Origin of the sequence: Cupriavidus sp. UGS-1, assembly GCF_021213615.1 — a bacterium.
Classification (GTDB): domain Bacteria; phylum Pseudomonadota; class Gammaproteobacteria; order Burkholderiales; family Burkholderiaceae; genus Cupriavidus.
The window spans coordinates 114,598-140,349 of sequence record NZ_JAJQJF010000011.1; the positions used below are offsets into that span (position 1 = coordinate 114,598).

Annotated in this window: 21 protein-coding genes; 4 read left to right on the forward strand and 17 right to left on the reverse strand. The window is 67.7% G+C overall.

Annotated features, from left to right (window positions below):
* Nucleotides 1-25: 25 nt before the first annotated feature.
* On the forward strand, nt 26-1,003 hold the full coding sequence (locus tag LRR16_RS15605) for a Bug family tripartite tricarboxylate transporter substrate binding protein (RefSeq protein ID WP_370646822.1): 978 nt from the start codon (nt 26-28) through the stop codon (nt 1,001-1,003).
* 240 nt (nt 1,004-1,243) lie between these two features.
* Here the strand turns inward: LRR16_RS15605 and LRR16_RS15610 are convergent, their stop codons facing one another.
* Nucleotides 1,244-1,681, reverse strand: coding sequence for a PRC-barrel domain-containing protein (locus LRR16_RS15610; protein ID WP_043439357.1), 438 nt, complete (start codon nt 1,679-1,681; stop codon nt 1,244-1,246).
* Between the two features lie 170 nt (nt 1,682-1,851).
* Between LRR16_RS15610 and LRR16_RS15615 the strand changes: the two genes are divergently transcribed.
* On the forward strand, nt 1,852-3,456 hold the full coding sequence (locus LRR16_RS15615; protein WP_232206449.1) for an alkaline phosphatase: 1,605 nt from the start codon (nt 1,852-1,854) through the stop codon (nt 3,454-3,456).
* Between the two features lie 222 nt (nt 3,457-3,678).
* Here LRR16_RS15615 and LRR16_RS15620 read toward each other — a convergent pair whose 3' ends face one another.
* The 9 genes from LRR16_RS15620 to LRR16_RS15660 all read right to left on the reverse strand — a co-directional run bounded on the left by LRR16_RS15620 (nt 3,679) and on the right by LRR16_RS15660 (nt 14,210).
* Nucleotides 3,679-4,509, reverse strand: coding sequence for a M55 family metallopeptidase (locus LRR16_RS15620; RefSeq protein WP_232206450.1), 831 nt, complete (start codon nt 4,507-4,509; stop codon nt 3,679-3,681).
* Nucleotides 4,510-4,550: 41 nt separating this feature from the next.
* Nucleotides 4,551-5,612 (reverse strand): P1 family peptidase, encoded by a 1,062-nt coding sequence (locus LRR16_RS15625; RefSeq protein WP_232206451.1) that lies wholly within the window; start codon nt 5,610-5,612, stop codon nt 4,551-4,553.
* Nucleotides 5,613-5,627: 15 nt separating this feature from the next.
* Nucleotides 5,628-6,551 carry a glutathione ABC transporter permease GsiD gene (gene gsiD, locus LRR16_RS15630; RefSeq protein WP_023264237.1) on the reverse strand — a complete coding sequence of 308 codons (924 nt, stop codon included), beginning with the start codon at nt 6,549-6,551 and terminating at the stop codon, nt 5,628-5,630.
* Nucleotides 6,552-6,559: 8 nt separating this feature from the next.
* Complete coding sequence (gene gsiC / locus LRR16_RS15635; RefSeq protein ID WP_006576461.1) at nt 6,560-7,480, reverse strand: glutathione ABC transporter permease GsiC; 921 nt, start codon at nt 7,478-7,480, stop codon at nt 6,560-6,562.
* A 162-nt stretch (nt 7,481-7,642) separates the two neighbouring features.
* Entirely contained in the window at nt 7,643-9,199 is a 1,557-nt protein-coding gene (gene gsiB / locus LRR16_RS15640) for a glutathione ABC transporter substrate-binding protein GsiB (protein WP_370646823.1), read from the reverse strand.
* Nucleotides 9,200-9,316: 117 nt separating this feature from the next.
* On the reverse strand, nt 9,317-11,236 hold the full coding sequence (locus LRR16_RS15645; RefSeq protein WP_232206452.1) for a dipeptide ABC transporter ATP-binding protein: 1,920 nt from the start codon (nt 11,234-11,236) through the stop codon (nt 9,317-9,319).
* 31 nt (nt 11,237-11,267) lie between these two features.
* A complete protein-coding gene (locus LRR16_RS15650; RefSeq protein WP_043439343.1) occupies nt 11,268-12,272 on the reverse strand; it encodes an isoaspartyl peptidase/L-asparaginase family protein in 1,005 nt (334 codons plus the stop codon).
* A gap of 50 nt (nt 12,273-12,322) precedes the next feature.
* Complete coding sequence (locus tag LRR16_RS15655) at nt 12,323-13,348, reverse strand: MurR/RpiR family transcriptional regulator (protein ID WP_232206453.1); 1,026 nt, start codon at nt 13,346-13,348, stop codon at nt 12,323-12,325.
* Nucleotides 13,349-13,856: 508 nt separating this feature from the next.
* On the reverse strand, nt 13,857-14,210 hold the full coding sequence (locus tag LRR16_RS15660; RefSeq protein WP_232206454.1) for a hypothetical protein: 354 nt from the start codon (nt 14,208-14,210) through the stop codon (nt 13,857-13,859).
* 131 nt (nt 14,211-14,341) lie between these two features.
* On the opposite strand from LRR16_RS15660, the gene LRR16_RS15665 reads away from it, so the two are divergent.
* Nucleotides 14,342-15,079, forward strand: coding sequence for a type 1 glutamine amidotransferase domain-containing protein (locus tag LRR16_RS15665; RefSeq protein WP_023264502.1), 738 nt, complete (start codon nt 14,342-14,344; stop codon nt 15,077-15,079).
* Nucleotides 15,080-15,143: 64 nt separating this feature from the next.
* Here the strand turns inward: LRR16_RS15665 and LRR16_RS15670 are convergent, their stop codons facing one another.
* The 5 genes from LRR16_RS15670 to LRR16_RS15690 all read right to left on the reverse strand — a co-directional run bounded on the left by LRR16_RS15670 (nt 15,144) and on the right by LRR16_RS15690 (nt 21,637).
* Nucleotides 15,144-16,553, reverse strand: coding sequence for an FAD-binding oxidoreductase (locus tag LRR16_RS15670; protein ID WP_232206493.1), 1,410 nt, complete (start codon nt 16,551-16,553; stop codon nt 15,144-15,146).
* A 65-nt stretch (nt 16,554-16,618) separates the two neighbouring features.
* Entirely contained in the window at nt 16,619-17,422 is an 804-nt protein-coding gene (gene hpaI / locus LRR16_RS15675; protein ID WP_232206455.1) for a 4-hydroxy-2-oxoheptanedioate aldolase, read from the reverse strand.
* A 79-nt stretch (nt 17,423-17,501) separates the two neighbouring features.
* Nucleotides 17,502-18,977, reverse strand: a complete 1,476-nt coding sequence (locus LRR16_RS15680; RefSeq protein ID WP_232206456.1) for an NAD-dependent succinate-semialdehyde dehydrogenase — start codon at nt 18,975-18,977, stop codon at nt 17,502-17,504.
* A gap of 34 nt (nt 18,978-19,011) precedes the next feature.
* On the reverse strand, nt 19,012-20,535 hold the full coding sequence (locus tag LRR16_RS15685) for an altronate dehydratase family protein (RefSeq protein ID WP_232206457.1): 1,524 nt from the start codon (nt 20,533-20,535) through the stop codon (nt 19,012-19,014).
* 67 nt (nt 20,536-20,602) lie between these two features.
* On the reverse strand, nt 20,603-21,637 hold the full coding sequence (locus LRR16_RS15690; RefSeq protein ID WP_232206458.1) for a tripartite tricarboxylate transporter substrate binding protein: 1,035 nt from the start codon (nt 21,635-21,637) through the stop codon (nt 20,603-20,605).
* A 155-nt stretch (nt 21,638-21,792) separates the two neighbouring features.
* On the opposite strand from LRR16_RS15690, the gene LRR16_RS15695 reads away from it, so the two are divergent.
* Entirely contained in the window at nt 21,793-22,773 is a 981-nt protein-coding gene (locus tag LRR16_RS15695) for a LysR substrate-binding domain-containing protein (RefSeq protein WP_232206459.1), read from the forward strand.
* 128 nt (nt 22,774-22,901) lie between these two features.
* On the opposite strand, the gene LRR16_RS15700 is transcribed toward LRR16_RS15695, so the two are convergent.
* Both LRR16_RS15700 and gltS read right to left on the reverse strand, forming a co-directional pair.
* Nucleotides 22,902-24,443 carry a TAXI family TRAP transporter solute-binding subunit gene (locus LRR16_RS15700; RefSeq protein WP_232206460.1) on the reverse strand — a complete coding sequence of 514 codons (1,542 nt, stop codon included), beginning with the start codon at nt 24,441-24,443 and terminating at the stop codon, nt 22,902-22,904.
* A gap of 2 nt (nt 24,444-24,445) precedes the next feature.
* Nucleotides 24,446-25,639 (reverse strand): sodium/glutamate symporter, encoded by a 1,194-nt coding sequence (gene gltS / locus LRR16_RS15705; protein WP_006578871.1) that lies wholly within the window; start codon nt 25,637-25,639, stop codon nt 24,446-24,448.
* Nucleotides 25,640-25,752: the final 113 nt, after the last annotated feature.

The window sequence follows — 25,752 nt, forward strand, 5'->3', positions numbered from 1 at the left end:
CCGAAAAAACACAACAGGAGACACCATGTTCAAGACCCTTGTCGCCACGATGGCGCTGGCGATCGGCACCGCCATGCTCTCCGGCGCGGCCCACGCCGAAGCGCCCTACCCCGGCAAGCCAATCCGGCTGGTGGTGCCGTTTGCACCGGGCGGTTCGTCCGACATCCTGGCGCGCCTGCTGGCCGATCGGCTGAAGGCCGAACTGGGCCAGGTGGTAGTGGTCGAAAACAAGCCCGGCGCGGGCGGCAATATCGCCGGCGAGAGCGTCGCGCGCGCCGCGCCCGACGGCTACACGCTGCTGCTGGCCGCGGCCGGGCCGACCGTGATCAATCCGAGCCTGTACAGCAAGATGCCGTTCGATCCGGCGCGCGATCTCGCTCCGATCACGGTGCTCGCGCGCGAGCACAACCTGATGGCGGTGAAGGCGCAGCTGCCCGTGCGCAATCTGTCGGAGTTCCTGGCCTATGCGCGCAGCCATCCGGGCAAGCTGTCGTTCGGCTCGCCCGGCAACGGCACCGTCGCGCATCTGGGCGGCGAGCTGCTGAACCGGACCGCCGGGCTGAACATGCAGCACGTTCCCTACAAGGGCAGCGGCCCGGCCGTCGCCGACCTGATGGCCGGCCATATCGACCTGATGATCGACAACATGCCGGCGCTGCTCGCCCAGGTGCAGGGCGGCAAGCTGCGGCCGATCGCGGTCGCCAGCGACAAGCGCGCCGCGGCGCTGCCCGACGTGCCGACCTTCGACGAGGCCGGCGTCAAGGGCTATCTGGTCACCGCGTGGAAGGGCCTGATGGCGCCGGCCGGCACGCCCAAGCCCGTCATCGCGAAGCTGCACGAGGCCTGCGCCCGCATCCTGGCCACGCCGGAGATGCGCAAGCGGGTGATCGAGCTCGGCGCGGAACCGGTCGGCAACACCCCCGAAGCGTTCGCGGCGCAGATCCGCAGCGAGACGGCGTGGTGGGCCGCGCAGGTCAAGGCGACCGGCACACGGCTCGATTGATGCCGATTGACGGCAACATCGCTGACAAGCACCGTATATGCATGACGTCGGCCGCCCTGTGACGCCAGGCAACTGGCCGCGTTGCGCGGCCAGACCGTCATCCAGCGGGGACGCCAGCCGCGCGGAGCGTTGCGCCTGCGGCCCCATCGGCCATTGCGGAATTACATGCCGCTGTAAGAACGACGCGTCCGCATCGACGGCATCGACGGCATCGACCGCACGCGGTGCGCGCCGCCTGACTCACAGCGTGCCGCCGCCGGACAGCCAATACGGCTCGCGCTCGTAGTACTGGTGCAGCTGCGTACCCCACTGCGGGTCCGCCATGCGGGGCCATTGGTCCTTGTTGAAGCCGGGCGCCGACTTGATGCGATCGGCCGTGATGCCGAGGCGGAAGCATTTCTGGTCGGTGTCCATGACCAGCGCATTCCACGGAATCGCGTGCAACGTATCGCCGATACCCAGAAAGCCGCCGGTGGTCAGCACGGCATAGGCAATGCGGCCGCGCGGTACATCCAGCATGATTTCGCTGATTTCGCCGACATGCTCGCCGTCGGACGAATAGACCTTGGTGTCCTCGAGGCTGGATGCCGCCATCACTTCCGGGCCGGGGCCTTCGCCGACGCCCGATCCTACGATGCTGGCACCGCCCTGATTCGTGCCGGGTTGCGAGGGGTTCATCGCCATCTCCTTGATCGTGGTACGCGGAAACCGGTGTTTCGCAACGACCATGCCATCCCGGTTCAAACCGCCTGTCCCGACGGGGGCGCCGGCTTTCATCATTCTTTCGCAATCGCCCGCTAAGGTCCTGCCTTTCCCTTCCCCACCCCCCAAAAGGCAAGAGGCAGGACATGACCCGATCCCCCTACCCCCGTCGACGTTTCCTGATCCACACCGGCGCACTTGGCCTTGGCACCAGCTTCGGCCTGGCCGCCTGCGGTTCCGACGACTCGCCCGAGGCGCCGGCGGTGATCGTGCCCGACAGCGAACGCCCCAAGCTGCCTTACGGCATCCAGATCGGCGATGTGGGCGGCGGACGCGCGGTGGTCTGGGCGCGCGCCGACCGGCCGGCGCAACTGCGCGTGGAGTACGACACTACCGACAGCTTCCGCAATCCGCGCAAGGTGCTCGGGCCCACCGTCAGCGCGGCATCCGATTTCACCGGCCGCGTGGAACTGACCGATCTGCCGGCCGGCGAATCGATCTTCCTGCGCGTGGCCTACGACAGCATCGACAACCCGCGCGCGACCGGCGTGGTGGTGCCGGGCCAGTTCCGCACGATTCCGCGTACCGACGCCAACCGCGCGGTGCGCTTCGTCTGGGGCGGTGACGTCGCCGGTCAGGGCTGGGGCATCAACACCGAATTCGGCGGCATGAGGATCTTCGAGGCGATGCGCCGCCGCGAGCCGGACTTCTTCCTGCACAGCGGCGACACCATCTACGCCGATGGCCCGATCCTGGCCGAAGCCACCGCGGAGAACGGCCGCGTCTGGAAGAACCTGGTGACGCCGGAGGTCTCCAAGGTCGCCGAGACGCTGGACGAATACCGCGGCCGCTACCGCTACAACCTGATGGACGAGAACGTGCGCCGCTTCTCCGCCGAGGTGCCGCAGATCTGGCAATGGGACGATCACGAGGTGACCAACAACTGGTCGCCGACCAAGGACCTGAGCGCCGATGCGCGCTACACCGAGAAGAACATCGCCACGCTGGTGGCCCGCGCCACGCAGGCCTTCCGCGAATACGCGCCGATGCGGATCGGCAGTACCGCGGCCGAGCAGACGCTCTATCGCAAGGTCTCGTACGGCCCGCTGCTGGACGTGTTCGTGCTCGACATGCGCACGTATCGCGGCGGCAATACGGCCAACCTGCAGACCACCGAGAACGGCGACACGGTGTTCCTCGGCAACGAGCAGCTCGAATGGCTCGTCAATGGTGTGAAGCAGTCGCAGGCCACCTGGAAGATCATCGCCGCCGACATGCCGATCGGCCTGTGGGTGCCGGACGGCAAGGACGCGGCCGGCAACGCCCGCTGGGAGGCGATCGCCAATGGCAACGACGGCGCCGCCATGGGCCGCGAACTGGAAACCGCGCGGCTGCTGCGCGCGATCAAGGGCGTGCCCAATGTGGTGTGGCTGACCGCCGACGTGCACTATTGCGCCGCGCACTTCTACGATCCGTCGAAGGCGCAGTTCACCGACTTCTCGCCTTTCTGGGAATTCGTCGCCGGCCCGCTGAACGCCGGCACCTTCGGCCCCAATCAGCTCGACGGCACCTTCGGTCCGCAGCTGGTGTTCCAGAAGGCGCCGCCTGCCGGCCAGGCCAACCTGTCTCCCTACTCCGGGTTCCAGTTCTTCGGCGAGGTCAATATCGATCCGTCGACGAAGGCACTGACGGTGGACCTGCGCGACCTGGATGGCGTCAGCGTATTCAGCAAGACGTTGCCGGTGGCTTGAGGCTGCGGGCGCTGGCGGACCGCCGACACTGATTGTTGCCGGCGGTATTCTCCCTCTCGCCCTCAGGGGGAGAGGGTTGGGGAGAGGAAGGTGGTTTTTCGAGCGTTGGCCGCATGACGAACGCCGCTCGCCCTCTCCCCCGCCCCTCCCTCCCGCAAGCGGGAGAGGGGCGAACACCTCGCGCGCCTGCACGTGTTGTGGCTTTCGCTGCTGCCCTCTGCGCTACCTCAACATGAACGACATCGCCGACAGGCAGTTCAGCATGCGTACCGCGTCGGTCACGTTGGGCGCATCGAAGCTTAGCGTGACGCCGTCGAGCCGCTGCAGCGTGGGCCATTGGCAGAACAGGTCGGCATGCGCGGGCGTCAGCGTCCGCAATCGGCAGTTCACCGGGCCAGCGATGGTGAAGGGCCGAACGGCAGCCGGATCGGTTCGCAGCGAGCGGACCGCGGCTTGCGCCGCCGCGGCGATCGCCTCGCACGCGGCGGCGGGCGTCATCGAGTCGCCGGTGCCCTGCCCCTGCGCGCGCTTGGTGGCGACATAGCGGACCCACGGCAGCAGTGCCGACGTCTCGTCGACGAACACATCGTCGCCGCTGGCCATCAACACCGGCACACCGGCCTCGCCAGCGAGGGCCGCATACAGGCCCGCCTCGCCGAGCTCGGTGCCGTTGAGCCTGACGCTGGCGAACGCGCCGCTATTGATCGTATGCGCCAGGATGCCGTGCCCCTGTGCACGGCCGTGATAGCCGATCATCAGCACACCATCGCAGCCCTGCTCGATGCCGCTCATCATGCCGGCGTAGCGCGGCTTGCCGAGTACGAGGCGCACACGCGGGTCCAGCAGGTCCGGCAGCAGATTGCGGAAGCCGCCGTGCGAGTCGTTGACCCAGACGGCCTCGGCCCCGGCTGCAAAGGCGCCGCGCGCCGCGGCGTCGGCCTCCCGCGTCATCCAGGCGCGGGCACGCTCGTATTCGCGGTTGCCCGGGCGCGTCTGTTCGGGATGGAAGACGCCGGCGACGCCCTCGATATCGGTGGAAATCAGGATCTTCATCGGATAGGCGCTCCGGCGCAGGCCGCGAGCAGGCAAACGGTTCAGTCGACGGAATTCAGTTCAGGCATCACCGCCAGCAGACCGCGGCGGCAATGGCCGTCGCGGCCGCTGACGGTCTGCGCATGCCACAGCGCATGCACGATGGCCTGCTCGACGCTGTCGGCAGCGGCATGGAACAGCGGATCGAGCGCGGTCTCATGGACCATCGCGATGGCAGGCATCGGCACGGCAGCGTCGTGCGGCACGGTATAGGCGGTGCTGAAGGCCAGCGCGATATCGCCGGAGCCATGGCCATAGACCGAACCGGTGCGTGCCAGTCCCGCTCCGGCGCGCCGTGCCAGACGCCCCAGCTGGCGGGAATCGAGCGGCGCGTCAGTGGCGACGATCATGATGATCGAGCCCTTCTCCGGCGCGGCGTCCGCTGCCGCAGGCGCGGCAAGCCGTTGCGCCAGTTCCAGACCGATCCGCTGGCCGGCGAACGTCAGTGTCGACGGCGTGCCGTAATTGGCCAGCACCAGCGCGCCTACGCGGTACGGCCCGGCAACACGAGACGCCGTACCGATGCCGCCCTTGACGCCGAACGCCGACATGCCGCGCCCGGCCCCCACCGCGCCTTGCGCAACCTCCACGTCGGCCGCTGCGCAAGCCTGCAGATAGTGCGTGTCGCCGATGGCCATCGCCTGGATGTCGTTCAGATAGCCGTCATTGCATTCGAACACCAGCGGATTGACGGTGGGCCAGCCGCGGCCGATCTCGGCGTGGGCAGCGATCGCCTGGCGGATCTGCGCCTGCGCCACGGCCCCGACCGCAAAGGTATTGGTCAGTGCGATCGGCGTCTCCAGCACGCCAAGTTCGTCGACCTGCACCAGGCCGATGCTCTTGCCGAAGCCGTTCAGCACCGCGGCCGCGGCTGGCACCTTGTCCAGATATGGATCGCCGGCGTGCGGCAGCACCACGGTGACGCCGGTCTGCACGGCGCCGTCGGCCAGCGTGCAATGGCCGACGCGCACGCCCGGCACGTCGGTGATCGCATTGCGCGCGCCGGCCGGCAGCTCGCCGATATGGGGCGGTACGCCGGACGCGGCGGAAGGTTCGTGCGGCATCGCGATGGTCCCCGGTCAGCGACGATCGATCTTCGGATCGAGCGCGTCGCGCAGCCCGTCGCCGAGCAGGTTGAAGGCGAGCACCGTCAGGAAGATCGCCAGGCTGGGGAAGATCGCCACATGCGGGGCCGTCACCATGTCGGCGCGCGCTTCGTTCAGCATCGCGCCCCACTCGGGCGTCGGCGGCTGCGCGCCCAGGCCGAGGAAGGACAGGCTCGCCGCGGTGATGATCGAGGTGCCGATCCGCATCGAGAAATAGACGACGATCGACGAGATCGTGCCCGGCAGGATATGCCGCATCAGGATGGTCCAGTCGGACGCGCCGATGCTGCGCGCGGCCTCGATATAGGTCAGGCGCTTGAGCATCAGCGTATTGCCGCGCACCAGCCGCGCGAACGCCGGGATGCTGAAGATCGCGACCGCAAAGATCACGTTGACCATGCCGTTGCCCAGGATGGCGACGATGCCGATCGCCAGCAGGATGCCCGGGAACGCGAACAGCACGTCGGAGATCCGCATCACGATCCGGTCCCACCAGCCCTCGTAGTAGCCCGCCAGCAAGCCGAGCAGCGTGCCGACGATGGCGCCGACGATCACCGAGAAGAAGCCGGCGGCCAGCGAGATGCGCGTGCCCGCCAGGATGCGGCTGAAGATGTCGCGGCCCAGCGAATCGACGCCGAACCAGTGCGCCGCCGATGGGCCGGCGTTCAGCGCGTCGTAGTCGAAGTAGTTCTCCGGATCGTAGGGCACCAGCTGCGGCGACAGCACCGCGACGATCACCAGCAGGATCACGAACACGCCGGCGGCGAGCGCCAGATGCTGACGGCGGAACTTGCGCCAGAACTCGGTCCACGGCGTGCGGACGGGCTCGGCCTGCGCCGCCGCGCCTTGCACGCCCGCCGAGGCGGCCTCGTTGGCCACGGTCGATAGCTCGGTCATGGACGGCCTCACTTGTAGCGGATGGTGGGGTTGATCACCGTGTACAGCAGATCCACCACCAGATTGATCAGAATGAATTCCAGCGAGAACAGCAGCACCTCGGCCTGGATCACCGGGTAGTCGCGCATCTCGACGGCGTCGACCAGCAGCCGGCCGAGACCGGGCCAGTTGAACACCTTCTCGACCACGATCGAGCCGCCCAGCAGAAAGCCGAATTGCAGCCCCATCATCGTGACGACCGGGATCATCGCGTTGCGCAGGCAGTGCTTGGCGACCACCAGCGACTCGCGCACGCCCTTGGCGCGCGCCGTGCGCACGTAGTCTTCCTGCAGCACCTCGACGAACGACGCGCGCGTAAATCGCGCCATCACCGCGGCCACCGCCGCGCCGAGTGTCAGCGACGGCAGGATGTAGTGCTTCCAGCTTTCCGCGCCGATCGACGGCAGCCAGCCCAGCTGGACCGAGAAGATCTCCATCAGCAGCATGCCGAGCGCGAAGGCCGGGAACGAGATGCCCGACACCGCCAGCGTCATGCCGATGCGGTCGGGCCAGCGATTGCGCCAGACGGCGGAGCCGATGCCGATCAGCATGCCGAACACCACGGCCCACAGCATCGAGGCGACGGTCAGCCACAGCGTCGGGAAGAAGCGGTCGCCGATCTCCTCGCTGACCGGTCGCTTGGTGCGCAGCGAGGTGCCGAATTCCCCTTGCAGCGCATTGCCGAAGAAGGTGACGAACTGCTCGTGCAGCGGCTTGTCCAGCCCCAGATCCTTGCGCACCAGTTCGACGGTCGCGGCATCGGCCTCGGGCCCGGCGGCCAGCCGCGCCGGATCGCCGGGCAGCAGATGCACGAATAGGAAAACCAGCACCGCGACGATCAGCATCGTCGGCACCACGCCCAGCACGCGCTTCAGAAAGTAATTCAACATGACGACTCCAGACCCGCTTTTCCTCTCGCGGCTCGACGTGTCGCCCCCGCGAACGCGGGGGCCCAGCGGCTTTGATCCGCCACGGCGCGTCGAAAGCCGCTGGGTCCCCGCCTGCGCGGGGACGACGACGGCATGCGCAAAAGACGAACGCGGGCGCGACGCTTACTTGATATCGATGTTCTCGAACTCGAACGAGCCGTCCGGCATCACATAGGCGCCGCTCAGCCGCTTGCTGCGGGCATACAGCACCTGCTCGGTCACCAGGAAGGCCCACGGCGCGTCGTTCCAGATGCGCTGCTGCGCGTCCTTGTACAGCCGCGCCTTCTCGTTGCGATCGGTGGTACGCAGCGCGCCCGCGATATCGGCATCGACCTGATCGTTCTTGTAGTAGGCCGTGTTCAGCAGCTTCGGCGGCATCGATTCGGATGCCAGCAGCGGACGCAGCGCCCAGTCCGACTCGCCGGTCGACGACGACCAGCCGACGTAGTAGATGCGCACGCCGGCGTCTTCCGGCTTGGGCACGCTCTCGACCTTCTCGACGCGCTGGCCGGCCTCGAGCGCCTGCACCGAAGCCTTGATGCCGACCTGCTGCAGCTGCTGCTGCACGAACTGGATCACCTTCTGCGCGGTGGTGTGGTTATAGGCCGACCACAGCGTAGTTTCGAAGCCGTTCGGATAGCCGGCCTCCTTCAGCAGCGCGCGTGCCTTGGCCGGATCGTACGGCCACGGGCCCAGCTTCTCGGCGAAGTCGACGCCCGGCGGCACCACGCCCTCGGCCGGCACCGCATAGCCGGCGAACGCCACCTTGGCCAGCGCCTGCTTGTTGATCGCGTAATTGATCGCCTGGCGCACCTTCGGGTCGTTGAACGGCTTGACCTGCGTATTGAGCGACAGATAGCGCTGGATGATCGACGGCGCGGCGATCAGGTCGACCTTCGGGCTGGCCTTGAGCACCGCGGCCTGCTCGAACGGAATGCTGAACGCAAAGTCGGCCTCGCCGGTCTGCATGATCGCCGAGCGGCTGTTGTTGTCGACCACCGGCTTCCACGTAATGGTGTCGATCTTCGGCAGACCGCTCTTCCAGTAGCCGGCGAACTTCTTGCCGCGCAGGTGATCGGGCTGCTTCCACTCGACGAATTCGAAGGGACCGGTGCCGACCGGATGGAAGGCGATGTCCTTGCCGTACTTCTTCAGCGCGGTCGGCGAGATCATCACGGCCGACGGATGCGCCAGCACGTTGATGAACGGCGAGAACGGCTCCTTCAGCGTGATCTTGACGGTGGTCGGGTCGACCACGTCGGTGCGCGCGACACGGTTGAACAGCGTGTAGCGCTTGAGCTTGTTGGCCGGATCGGTGACGCGGTCCAGGTTGGCCTTGACCGCGGTGGCGTCGAAGCTGGTGCCGTCGTGGAACTTGACGCCCTTCCTGACCTTGATCGTATAGACCAGTCCGTCCTTGCTGACGTCATAGCTGTCGGCCAGCACGTTGACGAGCTTCATGTCCTTGTCCAGGCCGAACAGGCCCTGGTAGAAGGTCTTCGAGACCGCCTGCGACAGCGTGTCGTTCGAATCGTAGGGATCGAGGGTGGTGAAGGTCGAGGCCACCGCCATCACCGCATCCTTGGCGGCGAAGGCCGGTCCGGCCGCGAACGCGGCCATCAGCAGGCCGCCGGCAAACAGGCGCGCCGCGCCACGTCGGGACAAACTGGCTTGGATCATTGTCGATTCTCCTTGGTAAGACGGACAGGTAGCACAGGGTGAACGGGCTGGACCGGCTCTTGGTGGCCTTGCCGCCCGGGTTGACTCAATAGGCTTGTTCGGCAGGCCCGCTCGACGTCAATAGGCGCCGCCGACCGCGTGCCGCGCGACGAAGTGGTCCGGCGCGACGGCGACCAGCGGCTGCACCACCGGCTCGTCGCCGATCGCGCGGATCGGGCTCGGCAGCTCCTCGGTCCGCGGCTCGCGCCGCAGATGACGGCGCGCCGGGTCGGCCACCGGCACCGCCGACATCAGCTTCTTCGTATAGGGATGCTGCGGGTTCTCGAAGATCGCGCGGCGCGGGCCGATCTCGACGATCTGGCCCAGATACATCACCGCGACCCGATGGCTGATGCGCTCGACCACCGCCATATCGTGCGAGATGAACAGGAAGGCGATGCCCATCTCGCGCTGCAGGTCCAGCATCAGGTTGACGATCTGCGCCTGGATCGAGACGTCCAGCGCCGACACCGACTCGTCGGCAATCACCACCTTCGGGTTCAGCGCCAGCGCGCGCGCGATGCAGATGCGCTGCCGCTGGCCGCCGGAGAACTCGTGCGGATAGCGCGCGGCATGGGCCGGCGACAGGCCGACCTTGTCCAGCAGCCATGCGACGCGCTGCTCGGCCTCCTTGCCGCTGGCGACCTTGTGCACCAGCAGCGGCTCCATGATCGAATAGCCGATCGGCACGCGCGGATCGAGCGAGGCGAACGGGTCCTGGAAGATGAACTGGATATTGCGGCGCAGGCTCTGCAGCGCGGGCCCCGACAGTTCGCCGATGTTCTGGCCGGCGAACTCGATGGTGCCGCTCTGGCTGTCGACCAGCCGCAGCAGCGAGCGGCCCGTCGTCGATTTGCCGCAGCCCGATTCGCCGACCAGCGCCAGCGTCTCGCCGGGATACAGGTCGAAGCTGACGCGCTCGACCGCGTGCACGCGGCGCGTCGGCCGGCCGAACAGGCCGCCGGGCACGTCGAAACGGGTCACCAGGTCGCGCACGCGCAGGATCGGCTGGGCCGAGGCATCGGGACGCGTCGCCGCGGCCGGCGTATCGCTGCGGCCATCGGCGCTCGCCTGCCCCTCACCGCCTTCGACCCGCACCAGCGGAAACTTGGCCGGCAGATCGGTGCCAGCCATTGCGCCGAGCTTGGGCACCGCGGACAGCAGCGCGCGGGTGTAGGGATGCGCGGGCCGCGCGAACACGGTCGGCGCCTCGCCCTCCTCGACCTTCTCGCCGCGGTACATCACCAGCACGCGGTCCGCCATTTCGGCGACGACGCCCATGTCGTGGGTGATGAACAGCACGCCCATCTGCATCTCCGCCTGCAGATTGCGGATCAGCTGCAGGATCTCGGCCTGGATGGTGACGTCCAGCGCGGTGGTCGGCTCGTCGGCGATCAGCAGCGCGGGCCGGCACGACAGCGCCATCGCGATCATCACGCGCTGGCGCATGCCGCCGGACAGCTGATGCGGGTAGCGGTCCAGCACGCGACGCGCCTCGGGGATGCGCACCAGCTCGAGCATCCGCAACGCTTCGGCGCGGGCCGCCGCGTGGCTCTTGTTCTGATGCAGCCGGATCGATTCCGCGATCTGCTCGCCGACCGGGAACACCGGATTCAGCGAGGTCATCGGCTCCTGAAAGATCATCGCGATATCGGCACCGCGAATGCCGCGCATCGTGCCGCCATCGGCCTGGGCGAGGTCCAGCACGTCGCCGCCACGGCGGCGCAGCATCATGCTGCCGCTGGCGAGGCGTCCGCCGCCATGTTCGACCAGGCGCATCAGCGCCAGCGAGGTCACCGATTTGCCGGAGCCGGACTCGCCCACGACCGCCAGCGTTTCGCCGCGGTCGATATGGAAGGACAGGCCGCGCACGGCCTCGACGGTGCGCTCGGACGTGGCAAAGCGCACCGTCAGGTCGTTGACGGACACGACGCGCTGCGACGGCAGCGCCAGGCCGGATGCGGAAGACGAAGTAGACGCGGAAGTCGATGGGGCCATGGAGTGTTCCTCGAAACCTGCGGGCATGGTGTCAGCGGTAGATCGCCACGTGGACCGGCTCGCCCACGCGGGCATGGCCTCGGTACATGCCTTCGGTATTGAACGGCAGCGCGACATTGCCGGACGCGTCGATCGCGACCAGCCCGCCCCGGCCCTGGATCGCCGGCAGGCTCTGCATCACGACGGCATGCGTCGCCGCTTCCAGCGAGCTGCCGGCATAGCGCATGCGCGCCGAGATGTCGTAGGCGGCCACCGCGCGGATGAACATCTCGCCGGTGCCGGTGGTCGACACCGCCACCAGTTCGTCGGCATAGCAGCCGGCGCCGATCACCGGCGTATCGCCGACCCGGCCGAGCTGCTTGTTGGTGATGCCGCCGGTGGACGTGGCCGCGGCAAGCCGGCCCTGGCCGTCGAGCGCGACCGCGCCGACGGTGCCGAACTTGGTACCCGGATCGAGCGGCTCGCCACCCGCCTCGTCGGCGCTGGCCCGTGCGGCCAGCGCGGCGGCATCGTGATCCAGCAGGGCCATGCCGCTGCCCGCGCGGGCGCGTTGCCACTGCGCGTGGCGCTCCGGCGTGTAGTAGTAGTCCGCCTCGACCAGCGGCAGGCCTTGCGCCTGCGCAAACGCTTCGGCGCCGTCGGCGGCGAACAGCACATGCTCGCTGTGCTCCATCACCGCGCGCGCCGCCAGCACCGGGTTGCGCAGCCGCTTGACGCAGGCGACCGCGCCGGCATCGCGCGTGGCGCCGTCCATCACCGCGGCGTCGAGTTCGTAGGTGCCGGCGTTGGTCAGCACGGCGCCCTTGCCGGCATTGAACAGCGGGCAGTCCTCGAGCAGCCGCACCGCTTCGGTCACCGCATCGACGGCGCTGGCGCCATCGGCCAGCAGGCGCTGGCCCGCGCGCAGGGCGTGTTCGAGGGCGGCGATGTACTGCGCTTCCTTGTCCGCGTCCATCGCGGCGCGGGTGATGGTGCCGGCCCCGCCATGGATGGCGATCACGGGCGTGGGCTTGGAGGTCGATCGATCTGCGTTCATGGTGCTTGGGCCCGCCTGGATGGCGGGCAACTCGGTAAGGCTCGGAAGCGTTAGTCGTTATCGGTGTCCGGGCGCCGGCGCCGCGGCGCCTTGCCGGACCCCGGACGGGGCCTGGATTGCGGATCGCCGGCCGCGGCGGTGCGGCCGGCGTCGGCGCGCGCATGGGTCTGATGCAGCCAGGGCAGCACGAATTCGGTCATGTCGGCGGCGGCCTTGACCGAGCCCGTGGCGCGGTGCGCGACCGCGCCGCACAGCGCCTCGATCATCGCCAGCACCGCCGCGTCGGAGTTGGCCGACAACTGCCGGCCGGCGCTGACATACAGCGCGATATCGGCAAAGGGCGCCAGCGGCGAGGTGGGCCCATCGGTCAACGCGAGGATCCGCGCGCCATGGGCGCGGGCGCGCTCGGTCAGCGCGACGCTGTCATAGACATAGCGGGGAAAGGCGATCGGAATCACCAGATCGCGGCTGGTCAGCTTGAACAGCTGCCGCGCCGCGGTCGACGCGCCGCCGACGCCGGCGACCGTGATCACCGTGCGGCAGTACATGTCGAGGCCATGTTGCAACAGGCCGGCCAGATAGCCGCTCGCCCCGAAGCCCAGCACATAGACATGCTCGGCCTCGAGAATTGCCGTCACCGCGCGTTCGCACGCATCGGCATCGAGCGCGCGGCGCGTGGCCTGCAGGTTGCGCTCGTTCTCTTCCAGCGAGGCCGCGATGATCTCGGTGATCGTCGCCGGCCGCTCCAGTTCGGTGCGCAGCTTCTCCACCGGCGCCAGCGTGGCTTCGAATCCGCGCACCGGTTCGGCGCGAAATTGCGGGTAACCGTCGAAGCCCAGCGCATGCGCGAAGCGGTTTGCCGTCGCCACCGACACCTGCACCGCCTGCGCAAACTCGTCGATCCGCATCGTCGCCGCGCGGAACGGGTTGGCCAGCACGTAGTCCGCCATGCGCTGGTGCGCCGGCGTCAGCGACGGGAATACCTTCGCAATGCGCTGGGAGACGGTGGTCTCGGGCGCGGGGTCTGGCGGGGAATCGGCCGGCCTGGCGGCCGGGTCCGGACGGGAAGCAGTCATGGCTCTGCGGTGGGCCGGACGCAAATTGGTGCATCCGGCGAACGGCTATCGATGTAAACAAATTTACACGCAATAGCTGTGCCATGAAAATAGAGTTTACGAGAGCAAGGGTTTACCCGTATCTATTCGGCGGCTTCGCTCCCTGCTGTCATTGACTGTGCTGTCCAACTCGTTTAGATTGCCTGGATCGAAGCGACTGACCGGATGAGATCGAGCGCTTCCCAGCGGCGAAAGCCGTACCCGCGCAAGGCGAGTCGAAAGTGGTGTCCGGATCTGCTGTACAGAAAGGCGCCCCAGTGGCGCCTTTTTTATTGTCGGCTTATCTTTTGGTGACCACTGGGTGACCCAGATACACCTTTCCACACAGCAAGACAAAGCCTATGGAACCAAGGAAGACTGGCGCCCGTTCGGTCTGGTGGTAGGCAATCTCCACGATCAGATTCAGGTCCTGGGACCGCCTCCGCTCGCCCAAGGCTCGACGGACCTCAAAGAAGACATGATATGGACCTCAGGGGTCCTGGACGGTCATCGAGTACGCCCAGTTACGCCGTGACGATGTTTGCCAGACTTTTGCCTTCGGATGATTTAGCCCAAGAATCACGCTGGGAAGCTTCCGAGACAGACGATAGCGCACCGGGCAAAAGACACGTGGCCGGTGCGTGTTGCCGTCGAAGATGGGTTGTTTGAAGTCGGGCGCCGCATCCAGGCACCTTTTCGTGAAGCAATGATTCGAAAAGGTGACGCGCATGCGAAGCGTCTTCTTGGCGAGGCCGCTTTCAACTTCCAAATTGAACGGCTCCAGGTGTGCAAAATCGATGATCTCGCCCTCGACCGCTGCAGGCGGGAAGTAAGGTCGTGCCACGAGCTGGTCCTTGCAGTCGCCCCTTGAACGAGGCACAAAGCGGCGATTCTCGGACAAGCGCTACCGTATCGCTTGCCATGCGGAACGCTTCTTGCAACTTTCGAACTTCCCCGAAAAAGCAGGAGGCACCCATGCCAGCGCAACGCCGAATCCTGGTGGTCGCGACCAACGTCGACCAGTACCAAAAAGTGGGCTTTCGTACCGGCCTGTGGCTCAGCGAACTGACGCACTTCTGGGATGTGGCCGAGGAAGCGGGCCATACGCTGCAGCTGGCGTCGCCGTCGGGCGGCAAGATCCCGATCGATCCCGAGAGCCTGATGCTGTCGGAACTTGCACGAAGTGCCGGCATGCGCAGCAGTGTTTTCAAACGCTATGAAGACCGGATCTTCATGGACCTGCTGAACGACACGGCCAACGTGGCGGCGGTCGATTCCGGCGAGTTCGATGCGATCTACCTGACCGGCGGCCACGGCGTGATGTTCGACTTCCCGGGCTGCGAGCCGCTGGCGCGGCTGATCGCGGCGATGTACGAGCAGGGCCGTGTGGTCGCGGCGGTATGCCATGGCCCGGCCGGACTGCTGGACGTCCGGCTGTCCAACGGCGAGCCGCTGGTGCAGGGCAAGCGCGTGACCGGCTTCTCGTGGAACGAGGAAATCATGGCCAAGCGCGACTTCGCCGTGCCGTTCGGGCTCGAGCAGGAGCTGGGCAAGCGCGGCGCGCAATACAGCAAGGCGATGCTGCCGTTTGCGCCCTATGTGGTCGAGGACGGGCGCCTGATTACCGGACAGAACCCCGGCAGTGCGTATGGCGTGGCCAAGGCGGTGCTGCGCACGTTGCGGTTGTCGGAGCCGGCGGCCGAGCCGGCCTGAACGTGCCGGCTGGAGCGTGCCGGCTTGAATTGCCGGGTGACTGCCCGGGCGGCGGCCCGAACGGTCAGCCGCCCTCGCCCATCGCCGGCAATACCCGGCCCGGATTCATCAGGTTCTTCGGGTCGAGCGCCCGCTTGACCTGCCACATCAGTTCGAGCTCGACCTGCGACTTGTAGCGGCGCAGGTCGTCGCGCTTGACCGCGCCGATGCCGTGCTCGGCCGAGATCGAGCCGCCCTCGCCATGGGCGAGGCCATCGACCAGGTCGGACACCGGCTTGTACCACTGCGCGAGGAACCCCTTGGCGTCGGCGTCCTTGGGACGCAGCGGATTGAAGTGGACGTTGCCGTCGCCCATATGGCCGTAGATCACCATGCGGGCATCGGGCACCAGTTCCAGCACGCGGCGCGACGCCTCGTCGACGAAGCCCGCGATGCGCGACAGCGGCACCGACACATCGCACTTGATGCTGCCGCCGGTGCGCGTCTGCGCGTCCGAGATTTCCTCGCGGATGCGCCAGAAGGTCTGCGCGTCGGCGACGCTGGCGGCGATCGCCGCGTCCCGCACCAGTTCCTGTTCGTAGCCGCTCTCGAGAATTTCGAGCAGCGTCGCTTCGAGGCTGGCGGCATCCGCGCCCGAGCTCAATTCGATCAGCACCATCCAGTCGTGCCGCTGCGCCAGCGGCGAGGCGACATTGCCCAGATAGTCGAGCACCAGGTCCAGCGCCGCGCCCGAGATCAGTTCGAACGCCGTGACGGCGCCGCCCGACAGGCGCTTGGCTTCGCCCAGCAGGCGCACGGCCGCGTCCGGCGACGCCACCGCCACGAAGGCCACCGCGCTCGCGCGCGGTTGCGGCATCAGCTTGAGCACCGCGGCGGTGATGATGCCCAGCGTTCCTTCGGCGCCGATGAACAGGTGTTTCAGGTCGTAGCCGGTGTTGTCCTTGCGCAGGCCCCGCAGCGACGAGTAGATGCGCCCGTCGGGCAGCACCGCCTCGATGCCGAGCACCAGGTCGCGCATATTGCCGTAGCGCAGCACCGCGGTACCGCCGGCATTGGTCGACAGATTGCCCCCGATCTGGCACGAGCCTTCGGAGCCGATGCGCAGCGGAAACAGGCGTCCGGCTTCTTCCGCCGCGGCGCGTGCGGCGGCCAGCGTCACGCCGGCCTGCACGGTCAGCGTGTCGTTGACCGTATCGATCGCCAGCACCTGGTTCATGCGGCGCAGGTTCAGCACTACGGCATCGCCGCGCGTGTCCGGCACCGCGCCGCCCATCAACGAGGTATTGCCGCCCTGCGGCACCACCGGCACGCCGTGCGCATGGCACCACGCCATCACCGCGGCAACCTGCTCGGTGGTCGAAGGCAGCACCACCACGCTGGCCTTGCCGCGGCTGATGCGCCGGTAGTCGGTGACGTAGGACTCGGTATCGGCGTCGGCGATCAGGCAGGCATTGTCGCCGACGATGGCTTGCATGGCGCGCAGCGTGGCGTCGCGCGCGGAACTATCCAATGGCATGGTCGAAGAAATCGGCAAAGCGTTCAGTAGGCGGCGGAGGGCCGTTGCGCGGGCGCGGCGCCTTCCTGGCGGAAGGAGGCGGCCAGCTGGCGTGCGGCCTTGGCGAACAGCAGCACATCGACGCCGGTCGCCACGAAGGTACAGCCCAGCTCCAGATATCGCCGGGCCAGCGCGGAATCGGAAGTCAGCGTGCCCGCCGCCTTGCCGCTGGCGACGATGGTACGCATCGCGTTCTCGATCGCGGCCTGCACTTCGGGATGGCCGGGATTGCCGCGATGGCCCATCGACGCCGCCAGATCTGCCGGTCCGATAAAGACGCCGTCGATGCCATCGACCGCGCAGATCTCCTGCAGATTCGCCAGCGCGGTCACGGTCTCGGCCTGCACCAGCAGGCAGACCTCGTCGTCGGCGACATCGAGATAGTCGGCACGGCCGCTCCAGCGGGAGGCCCGCGCCACCGCGCTGCCGACGCCGCGGATGCCTTGCGGCGGATAGCGCGTCGCGCTGACCAGCATGCGCGCCTGCTCGGCGGTATCGACCATCGGCACCAGCAGCGTGGTGGCGCCGATATCGAGCAGCTGCTTGATCAGCGGGACGTCGCCGGCCACGGCGCGCACCACCGGCGCGCTCGGATAGGCCGAGACCGCCTGCAACTGGGCCAGGACGCTGCGCACATCGTTGGGGGCGTGCTCGCCGTCGATCAGCAGCCAGTCGAAGCCGGCGGTGGCCGCAACCTCGGCGAGGTACGGCCCGGCCATCGACAGCCACAGGCCGATTTGTGGCCGGCGGGCGGCCAGTGCGGTCTTGAAGGGATTGGATGCGGGCATGACGGGTCCTGTCAAAGCGATACGGGTTCGATGGACTGGGGACTGGGCCGTGTACGTGCTTGTACGGCTTGGGTCGGGCTCAGTCCAGCAGACCCTGGCACAAATACTTCAAATGCAGATAATCGTCCAGTCCATGGCGCGAGCCCTCGCGGCCATAGCCGGATTCCTTGACGCCGCCGAATGGTGCGGCCTCGGCCGCGATGGCCCCTTCGTTGATGCCGACGATGCCGGTCTCCAGCGCCTGCGCGACGCGCCAGATGCGGCGCACGTCGTTCGAATAGAAGTAGGCTGCGAGCCCGAACGGCGTGTCATTGGCGTGGCCGATCACCTCGTCCTCGCTGGCGAAACGGAAGATCGGTGCCACCGGGCCGAAGGTTTCCTCGCAGGACAGCGCCATCTCCGGCGTGGCGCCGACCAGCACGGTCGGTGCGTAGTAGTGCGGTCCGTCCCCGGTACGCACGCGCCTGCCGCCGGTGACGACGCGCGCGCCCCGTGCCACCGCATCCTCGACGTGGCGGGCGATCTTGTCGACCGCGCGCGCATTGATCATCGGGCCGATCTGCGAGCCCGCCTCGCTGGCCGGCCCGACCTTCAGTGCGCCGACGCGCCGCGCCAGCCGTTCGACGAAATCGTCATGGACGGCCTCGTGCACGTAGATGCGGTTGGGGCAAACGCAGGTCTGGCCGCCATTGCGGAACTTCGATGCCATCAGCCCTTCGACCGCGGCATCGAGGTCGGCGTCCTCGAACACAATGAACGGCGCGTTGCCGCCGAGCTCCAGCGACAACTTCTTCAACGTCGCGGCGGACTCGCGCGCCAGATGCTTGCCGACCGGCGTCGAGCCGGTGAAGGTGATCTTGCGCACGCGGCTGTCGGCAAGCCAGACGTCGACCACCTCGGGCGTGCGTTCGCGCGACGCGGTGACGATGTTCAGCACGCCCGCCGGCACGCCGGCGAGCTCGGCCAGATAGACCAGCGCCAACGCGGTCAGCGGCGTGTCCTCGGCCGGCTTGGCGACCACGGTGCAGCCGGCCGCCAGCGCCGGCGCGATCTTGCGCGCGATCATCGCCAGCGGGAAGTTCCACGGCGTGATCGCCGCGACCACGCCGACCGGTTCCTTCAGCACCAGCATCTTTCGGCCCGGCATCGGCTCGGCCACGATGTCGCCGCAGATCCGGACCGCCTCGGCCGCGAACCACTCGACATACGCGGCACCGTACTGCACCTCGCCGTGGCTCTCGTGCATCGGCTTGCCCTGCTCGGCCGAGATGATGCGGGCCAGGTCTTCCTGGTGTTCGAGGATCAGCGCGTGCCAGCGCTGCAGCAGCCTCGCGCGTTCCTTCGCCGGGCGGCGGCTCCAGCCGGCGAAGGCGGCGTGGGCGGCATCGGCGGCGCGGCGCGCATCGGCGGCGCCACTGTCCGCGACCTGCGTCAGCGTCGACCCATCGGCAGGATTGGTGACATCGAGCCGATCGCCGGCCGCTGCGGGCTGCCACTGGGCGCCGATCAGGTTCTGGCCGCGCAGCAGCGCGGCATGGGAAAGCTGCAGGGACATGATGCGATGGAAGTCCTGGAAAGGATGCGGCCGGTCAACTGACGATGCCCATATGCCAGGGCACGAACTCGTTGTCACCGAGGCCTAGCAGTTCGCTGCGGGTCTTCTCGCCGGAGGCGACGCGCAGGATATGTTCGAAGATGCGCTGCCCCATCTCGGCGACGGTCAGTTCGCCGTCGACGATGACGCCGCAGTTGATGTCCATGTCGTCGGCAAGGCGCCGGTACATCGGCGTATTGGACGCCAGCTTGATCGTCGGCGCCGGTTTGGAGCCGAACATCGAGCCCCGGCCGGTGGTGAAGCAGATCAGGTTGGCGCCGCTGGCGATCTGGCCGGTCACCGCAACCGGGTCATAGCCGGGCGAATCCATGAAAACGAAGCCGGCCTTGTCGATCGGCTCGGCGTACTGGTACACGGCCTGCAGCGGCGTGGTGCCGCCCTTCATAGCCGAGCCCAACGATTTCTCGAAGATGTTGGCGAGCCCGCCCTGCTGGTTGCCGTGGCCGACCACGCCATTGAACTGCGCGTTGTGGCCGGCGGTGTAGCGCTCCCACCAGGCCAGCCGGTCGAGCAGCTTCTGGCCGACCTCCGGCGTGACCGCACGTCGCGTCAGCATGTATTCGACGCCGTGGATTTCCGGGGTTTCGGACAGGATCGCGGTGCCGCCGTGGCGCACCAGGATATCCATCGCGGCGCCCAACGCGGGATTGGCGGTGATGCCGGAGAACCCGTCCGAGCCGCCGCATTCGAGGCCGATCTTCAGATGGCTGGCGGGAACCGGCTGGCGTCTCGCCGCATTGGCCGCCGGCAGCATCGATTCGATCGCCCGGATGCCGGCGGCGATGGTCTCGCGCGTGCCACCGGTGTCCTGCATCACCATCGTATGCAGATGGCTGCCGGGCTCCAGTTGCTGCGACTCGACCAGCGAGGCGACCTGATTGCGTTCGCAGCCCAGGCCGACGATCAGCACGCCCGCCAGGTTCGGATGGCGCGCATAGCCGGCCAGCGTGCGGCGCAACAGATCGAAATGCTCGCTCGGCGACGACATGCCGCAACCCGTGCCATGAGCGAACGCCACCACGCCATCGACGTTCGGATAGGCCGCCAGCCGCTCCCGCGTGAAATGGTCGGCGATATGCCGGATCACCGTGGCCGAGCAATTGACCGACGACAGGATGCCGATGAAATTGCGCGTGCCGACACGGCCGTCCGGACGCACGAAGCCCTGGAAGCTCGCGCGCTCGGCCTCGGGCACATAGTCGATCGGCCGCACGTCGCTGCAGAAGGCCGGATCGCGATAGAAGTCGACCAGCTTCAGGTTGTGCGAATGCACGTGCTCGCCCGGCGCGATATCGCGATCGGCCACGCCGATCACGGTGTCGTACTTGCGCACCGGCTCGCCCTTCGCGATCGCGCACGCCGCGATCTTGTGGCCGGCAGGCACCTGGGCCCGCGCCCGCACGCCAAGCTCGGGCAGCGGCTGTCCCAGCGCCAGGTCCTGGCGGGCGATCAGCACGTTGTCGTTGGCGTGCAGGCGGATGACGGCATTGACGTTCACGTCGAACAATTCCTGTGGTTGGCGAGGGCGATGGTGGTCTGCACTAGGCACATCGGCGCTGAAGGGATCAGCTCTGCTGCAGCATTTCCTTCAGCTTCAGGCGCTGGATCAGCTGGGTTTCCTGCTCGTAGACCGCCGCCACGTACTTCTTGTAGTCGGGCCCGTCGAGGTACATCACCGGCGCATCGATACGCGACGCAACCTGCTTGAATTCCTTGCTGGCCACCGCGGCACGGAAGGCGTCGCGCAGCTGTTTCTCGATCGCCGGGTCCAACCCCTTCGGTGCGCCGATGCCGTTGGGCGCTTCGACCACGACGTCGTAGCCGAGCTCGCGCAGCGTCGGCGTGTCCTTGAAGCGCGGCGTCCGCTGCTCGCCCCATGTGGCCAGCAGGCGGAGCTTGCCGGATTCGACATGCGGCGCCCACGAGCTGGAATCGGCCAGCAGATCGACCTGACCGCCGAGCACATCCTGCAGCGCCGCCGAGCCGCCCTTGTAGGCGATCGCGTTGAAGCGCACGCCGGCGGCCAGCGCGAACTGCTCCATGCCGACATGGGTCGCCCCGCCGATACCGGCGTGGGCATAGGTCAGCTTGCCCGGGTTGGCCCTGGCCGCGGCAACGACATCCTGCAGCGTCTTGTACGGCGAGCCGGCCGGCACCGCGATGCCGAAGGTCTGGCCCGAGGTACGCGCCAGATAGGTCAGCTCGGTGCGCGGATCGATCTCCAGCATGCCGAGCTGCGAGAAGCGCGTGACCGAGATCGGAATCTGGCCGATGGTGTAGCCATCCGGCTTGGCTCGCGCCAGCGCGCGGGTGCCGATCATGCCCGAGGCGCCGGCGCGGTTCTCGACGACGATCGACTGCTTCAGGATGCCGGAGGCGACCTGGCACAGCGCGCGCATCGACTGATCGGCGGTGCCGCCGACCGGCCACGGGCAAATGAAGGTGATTGGGCGATCGGGATAGGTTGCGGCGCTGGCGCTCCGGGCCAGCAGCATGCCGGCGGTACCGGTGGCCGCCGCAGCGGCGGCCGTGGCAACACCGGCGCTGGCGCCGAGGATCAGGCGGCGGCGCGCGGGATTGATGGGGGAACCCTGGTTCATTGTCGTCCTCGCACTGTGTTATCGGTGGTGGCCGGCGCGCTTCGAGGCAACGCCATGGGCGGCATTGTGGCCGGCTACGACATAACGATCCAATCCAATATCGTCATTGCTTGATAACCTTCCCGTTAAGTAGGCCGCGAGGTAGACTGCGCGCCATGCCTCATATCGACCGCGCGCTGCGCTCCAATATCAAGCTACGCCATCTGCAGTTGCTGGTGGCGCTCGACGAGTTCCGCCATCTCGGCAAGACCGCCGAATTCCTGTCGATCAGCCAGCCGGCGGTGTCGAAGACGCTGACCGAAGTCGAGAAGATGCTCGGCCTGGTACTGTTCTCCCGCTCGACCCGCGGCACCGAACCGACCACGGCCGGCGAAGCGCTGATCCGCTTCTCGCGCCGCGTGCTGGCCCAATACGACCGCACGCGCGAGGAGATCGAGGCCGTGGACACGGGCGCGGCCGGGCGCGTACGCGTCGGCGCAATGGGCGCCGCGCTGCCGGTGCTGCTGGCACGCGCCACCGCCCGGCTGAAGGCGCGCTCCGCGCAGGCCGCCGTGCTGATCGAGGAAGGCGATCTGACGCACCTGCTGCCCAAGCTGCGCCTTTCCGAGCTCGACCTGATCGTGGGTCGGCTCGAGCCAGGCTATGCGGCGCCGGACCTTGCAACCGAGGCGCTTTACAACGAACCAATGGTGGCCGTCGTCCGGCCCGGACATCCGCTCGCCGGCAAGCGCAAGGTTGGCTGGGCCGATCTGGCGCAGCTGCCATGCGTGATGCCGCCACCGTGGGCCTCGCTACGGGTCAAGCTGGAGCAGGCGTTTCTCGCGCAGGGCCTGGAGCCGCCGTCGGACCGGATCGAAACCTCGTCCTATCTCGCGGTCTCGACCTTCGTCGCGCAGCGCGAAGCCGTCGGCTTCCTGGCGCGCTCGGTGGCAAGGCAGTTCGCCAGCGAACGCAGGCTCGACATCGTGAAGATCGCCGTGCCGATCGAATTGCCGCCGGTGGGAATCATCACGCTGCGCGCCTCGCGCGAAGCCGGACTGGGCGCCAGCGCGGACCATCTGATGGATTGTTTGCGGTTGGCGGCGGCGGAGATGGGTGAAGCCCCGCGGCGGCGAGGTGTACGACAGGGAAAATGAGTTCCGTTGAGGGTGTTATCAAACGTCGGCAATTTTCCCGAATTTGCCGACGTTCGATAACGGTGTGTGCGCCACTGTCCCGACGACAGACACGCCGCTCCGGCACCTCGCTTCCAGAACGCGAATAGTCACCGGCCCTTCCCTGCTGGCACGCCGCCCTTGGTAAGCGCCTCGATGGCGCGGGCCGCGGCCAGATGCTGGGGCACCGACAAGCCCTGCGTTGCCGTGGCAGGCGAGATCTGCGCGCCTTGCGCACTGCCGCGCGCGGTGAAGTCGGCGCCTGGTGCATAGACGTTGCGTGCGATCGCGCCGACCTCGGCGTCGGACAGGTCGGCGGCTACCAGCAATTGCGCGGCGACGGCCACGGTAGCCACGCTGTCGGACTGGTTCGCATAGGTGCCTGCGGGCACCGTATAGCGCAAATAACCACGGCCGGAATCGGCCAGCGCGGCGGCGGCCTTCTCGCTGAGCGGCAACAGACGCAGGGGAATCGCGGCCAGCGCGTCGCGGATGCTTTCCGATGGCACGCCGATGATCTGGATCACGGCGTCGACCTCGTTCTGCCGAAGCGCCACCAGCGATGCGTTGATGCCCAGCTCGCGCCCGGAAAAATCCGCCGGCCGCAGCCCGTGCGCCGCGAGGACGCGCAGGGCAGTCCGCTGCGACGCGCCGCCCTTCTCGCCGATGGCGATGCGCTTGCCGCGCAGATCCGCCACCGTCTTGACGGCGGCATCGGCGCGAACGAGAACATGGACGGCCTCCGGATACAGGCTGCCGATCGCGCGTAGTGAGGTGAAGGGTCCGTCGGTGGCAAAGTCGCCGTCGCCGCGGTAGGCGTCGAGCGCCGCATCGGCTTGCGCCAACGCCAGCGAGGCCTTGCCCTGGCGCAGCATGCGCAGGTTCTCGTCGCCGCCTCTCGTGACCAGCGGCACTACCCTGGCGCCCGGATTGGCGGCCAGCGCCTGGGCGAAGCGCAGGTATTGCCCGCCTTCGGCGCCTCCCGCCAGCGGATAGCCCTGGTTGGCGCGCGCGAGCCGGGCGCGAATGCTGGCGTGCGCGGCGGCAAGTTCCTGCGTGATCATCGCGTGCTGTTCGGGTGAGGACTCTGCCGGCACGGATTCGACGATGCGGCGGACCGCTTCGAGCATCGCGGCCGCGCCCTGCGGAGCGCTGGCCGCATAGGCGGGCGCGGCGACCGGACGGTAGCCGCCGGATGCGACCGGTACCCAGCGGCCATCCTGCTCGCGGTAGACCGCGGCGCCGTGCGCGCGAATGATGTCGCCGGCCTTGTTGCCGCCCAGCGCAATGCCCTGCACGCCCTTGGGCGCGGCACCGAGTGCGGAGATCAAGCCGGCAACGCCAGCGGCATCCCATGCGCCGAAGTCGAAGTCGCGCGTCAGCTTCAGCTCGGCGTCGAAGTAGACGACACGCCGGTCCTCGCCGGGCGGACCGCGCCGATCGGTCTGCGAGCCTTGGCGCCGCAGCTCCGCCAGTTCCACTGTTCCGGGCGGCAGCGCCTGCCCAAGCCGCGCGGCGACATCCTTTCGCAACGCGTCGGCATCCGGGCCGCGCTGGCATCCGGCCAGTAGCAACACCACGGTCGCGGCAAACAGCGCGGCAAACAGCGTGGGGAACAGCGCGGGGAACAGCGCGGGGAACAGGCGGCGCACGATCAGCCTCCCATCAGCGGCATCGCCAGCATCAGCGTCAGCACGAAGGCATTCATGATGTCGACGAAGAATGCGCCGGCCAGCGGCGCCACCACGAAGCTTTTCGGTGCCGGTCCATGCTTGGCGGTGATCGCCTGCATATTGGCCATCGCGGTCGCGGTCGAGCCCATGTTGAAGCCGATGAAGGCGGCAGACAGTACCGCGGCCTCATAGTCGCGCCCCATGAAGCGGAAGCAGACCAGCACCACGTACAGCACGATAAAGACGACCTGCATCGCGATGATCGCGAGGAACGGTCCCGCGGACAGCGCCACGTCGACCAGGTCGAGCGCCATCATCGTCATCACCAGGAACAGCGACAGGCTGACATTGGAAATCAGCTCCGCGGGACGGTCGTCGAAGCGCACGCCTGCCAAGGGCAGCAGGTTCCGGATCGCGATGCCCGTCAGCATGCACCAGAGGAAGCCCGGGATGGTGATGGCCTGACCCGAGAACTGCGCGGCGAGCCAGCGGCCGATCACCACCGCCACCAGGATGCCGCCCAGCGCGCCGATCGCGGCGACGGTCGTGATGGGGAAGCCATGCGCTTCGGCTTCGACGCTGGCTTCGTCCTCCCCCTGCGAGCGCAGCCGATACCGCGAGATCAGGTACTGCGCGACCGGCCCCGCGATGATGCCGCCGACGATCAGGCCGACCGTCGCCACCGTCATCGACAGCTCCATCACCGACTGCAGGTTGTTGATCTCGGCAAAGCGCTCGGCATAGGCGGCGCCGGTGCCGTGTCCGCCGACCAGCGTGATCGAACCGCCGACCAGCCCGAAGATCGGATGCAGGTCCATGGCCTTGGCCATGCCGACGCCGACGATGTTCTGTACGGCGATATAGGGAAACAGCACGATCAGGAAGATGACCAGCGCCTTGCCGCCCTGCTTGAGCGCGCGCAGGTCGGCGCCCATGCCGACGCCGGCGAAGAACATCAGCAGCAGCACCGGCTTGATGCCGGCGTCGATGACAACGCGGAAGTCGAACAGCGCCACCGCGATCGCCGCGACGGCGGCAAACAGGATGCCGCCGGTGATCGGGTCGGGAATGTTGTAGCGCGACAGAAAGGCGACCCGGCGATTGATCAGCGTACCGAGCAGCAGGACCAGCACGGCGATCAGCACCGAGGCGACCGGATCGAGGCGAATCTGCATCGAGTTCCCATCCTTGCCCGCCGGTACCGGCGGAAAAGTGACGCGTATGGATCTATGCCAGCATAGACGCGACAAATGCGAACTGCAATGCGCAAAAAAAATGCCGGACGCGA

Excerpts from the sequence above, each read along its gene's own strand:
- LRR16_RS15605 (WP_370646822.1), top strand. The coding sequence starts at position 26 with ATGTTCAAGACCCTTGTCGCCACGATGGCGCTGGCGATCGGCACCGCC.
- LRR16_RS15610 (WP_043439357.1), bottom strand. The coding sequence starts at position 1,681 with ATGAACCCCTCGCAACCCGGCACGAATCAGGGCGGTGCCAGCATCGTA.
- LRR16_RS15615 (WP_232206449.1), top strand. The coding sequence starts at position 1,852 with ATGACCCGATCCCCCTACCCCCGTCGACGTTTCCTGATCCACACCGGC.
- LRR16_RS15620 (WP_232206450.1), bottom strand. The coding sequence starts at position 4,509 with ATGAAGATCCTGATTTCCACCGATATCGAGGGCGTCGCCGGCGTCTTC.
- LRR16_RS15625 (WP_232206451.1), bottom strand. The coding sequence starts at position 5,612 with ATGCCGCACGAACCTTCCGCCGCGTCCGGCGTACCGCCCCATATCGGC.
- gsiD (WP_023264237.1), bottom strand. The coding sequence starts at position 6,551 with ATGACCGAGCTATCGACCGTGGCCAACGAGGCCGCCTCGGCGGGCGTG.
- gsiC (WP_006576461.1), bottom strand. The coding sequence starts at position 7,480 with ATGTTGAATTACTTTCTGAAGCGCGTGCTGGGCGTGGTGCCGACGATG.
- gsiB (WP_370646823.1), bottom strand. The coding sequence starts at position 9,199 with ATGATCCAAGCCAGTTTGTCCCGACGTGGCGCGGCGCGCCTGTTTGCC.
- LRR16_RS15645 (WP_232206452.1), bottom strand. The coding sequence starts at position 11,236 with ATGGCCCCATCGACTTCCGCGTCTACTTCGTCTTCCGCATCCGGCCTG.
- LRR16_RS15650 (WP_043439343.1), bottom strand. The coding sequence starts at position 12,272 with ATGAACGCAGATCGATCGACCTCCAAGCCCACGCCCGTGATCGCCATC.
- LRR16_RS15655 (WP_232206453.1), bottom strand. The coding sequence starts at position 13,348 with ATGACTGCTTCCCGTCCGGACCCGGCCGCCAGGCCGGCCGATTCCCCG.
- LRR16_RS15665 (WP_023264502.1), top strand. The coding sequence starts at position 14,342 with ATGCCAGCGCAACGCCGAATCCTGGTGGTCGCGACCAACGTCGACCAG.
- LRR16_RS15670 (WP_232206493.1), bottom strand. The coding sequence starts at position 16,553 with ATGCAAGCCATCGTCGGCGACAATGCCTGCCTGATCGCCGACGCCGAT.
- hpaI (WP_232206455.1), bottom strand. The coding sequence starts at position 17,422 with ATGCCCGCATCCAATCCCTTCAAGACCGCACTGGCCGCCCGCCGGCCA.
- LRR16_RS15680 (WP_232206456.1), bottom strand. The coding sequence starts at position 18,977 with ATGTCCCTGCAGCTTTCCCATGCCGCGCTGCTGCGCGGCCAGAACCTG.
- LRR16_RS15690 (WP_232206458.1), bottom strand. The coding sequence starts at position 21,637 with ATGAACCAGGGTTCCCCCATCAATCCCGCGCGCCGCCGCCTGATCCTC.
- LRR16_RS15695 (WP_232206459.1), top strand. The coding sequence starts at position 21,793 with ATGCCTCATATCGACCGCGCGCTGCGCTCCAATATCAAGCTACGCCAT.
- gltS (WP_006578871.1), bottom strand. The coding sequence starts at position 25,639 with ATGCAGATTCGCCTCGATCCGGTCGCCTCGGTGCTGATCGCCGTGCTG.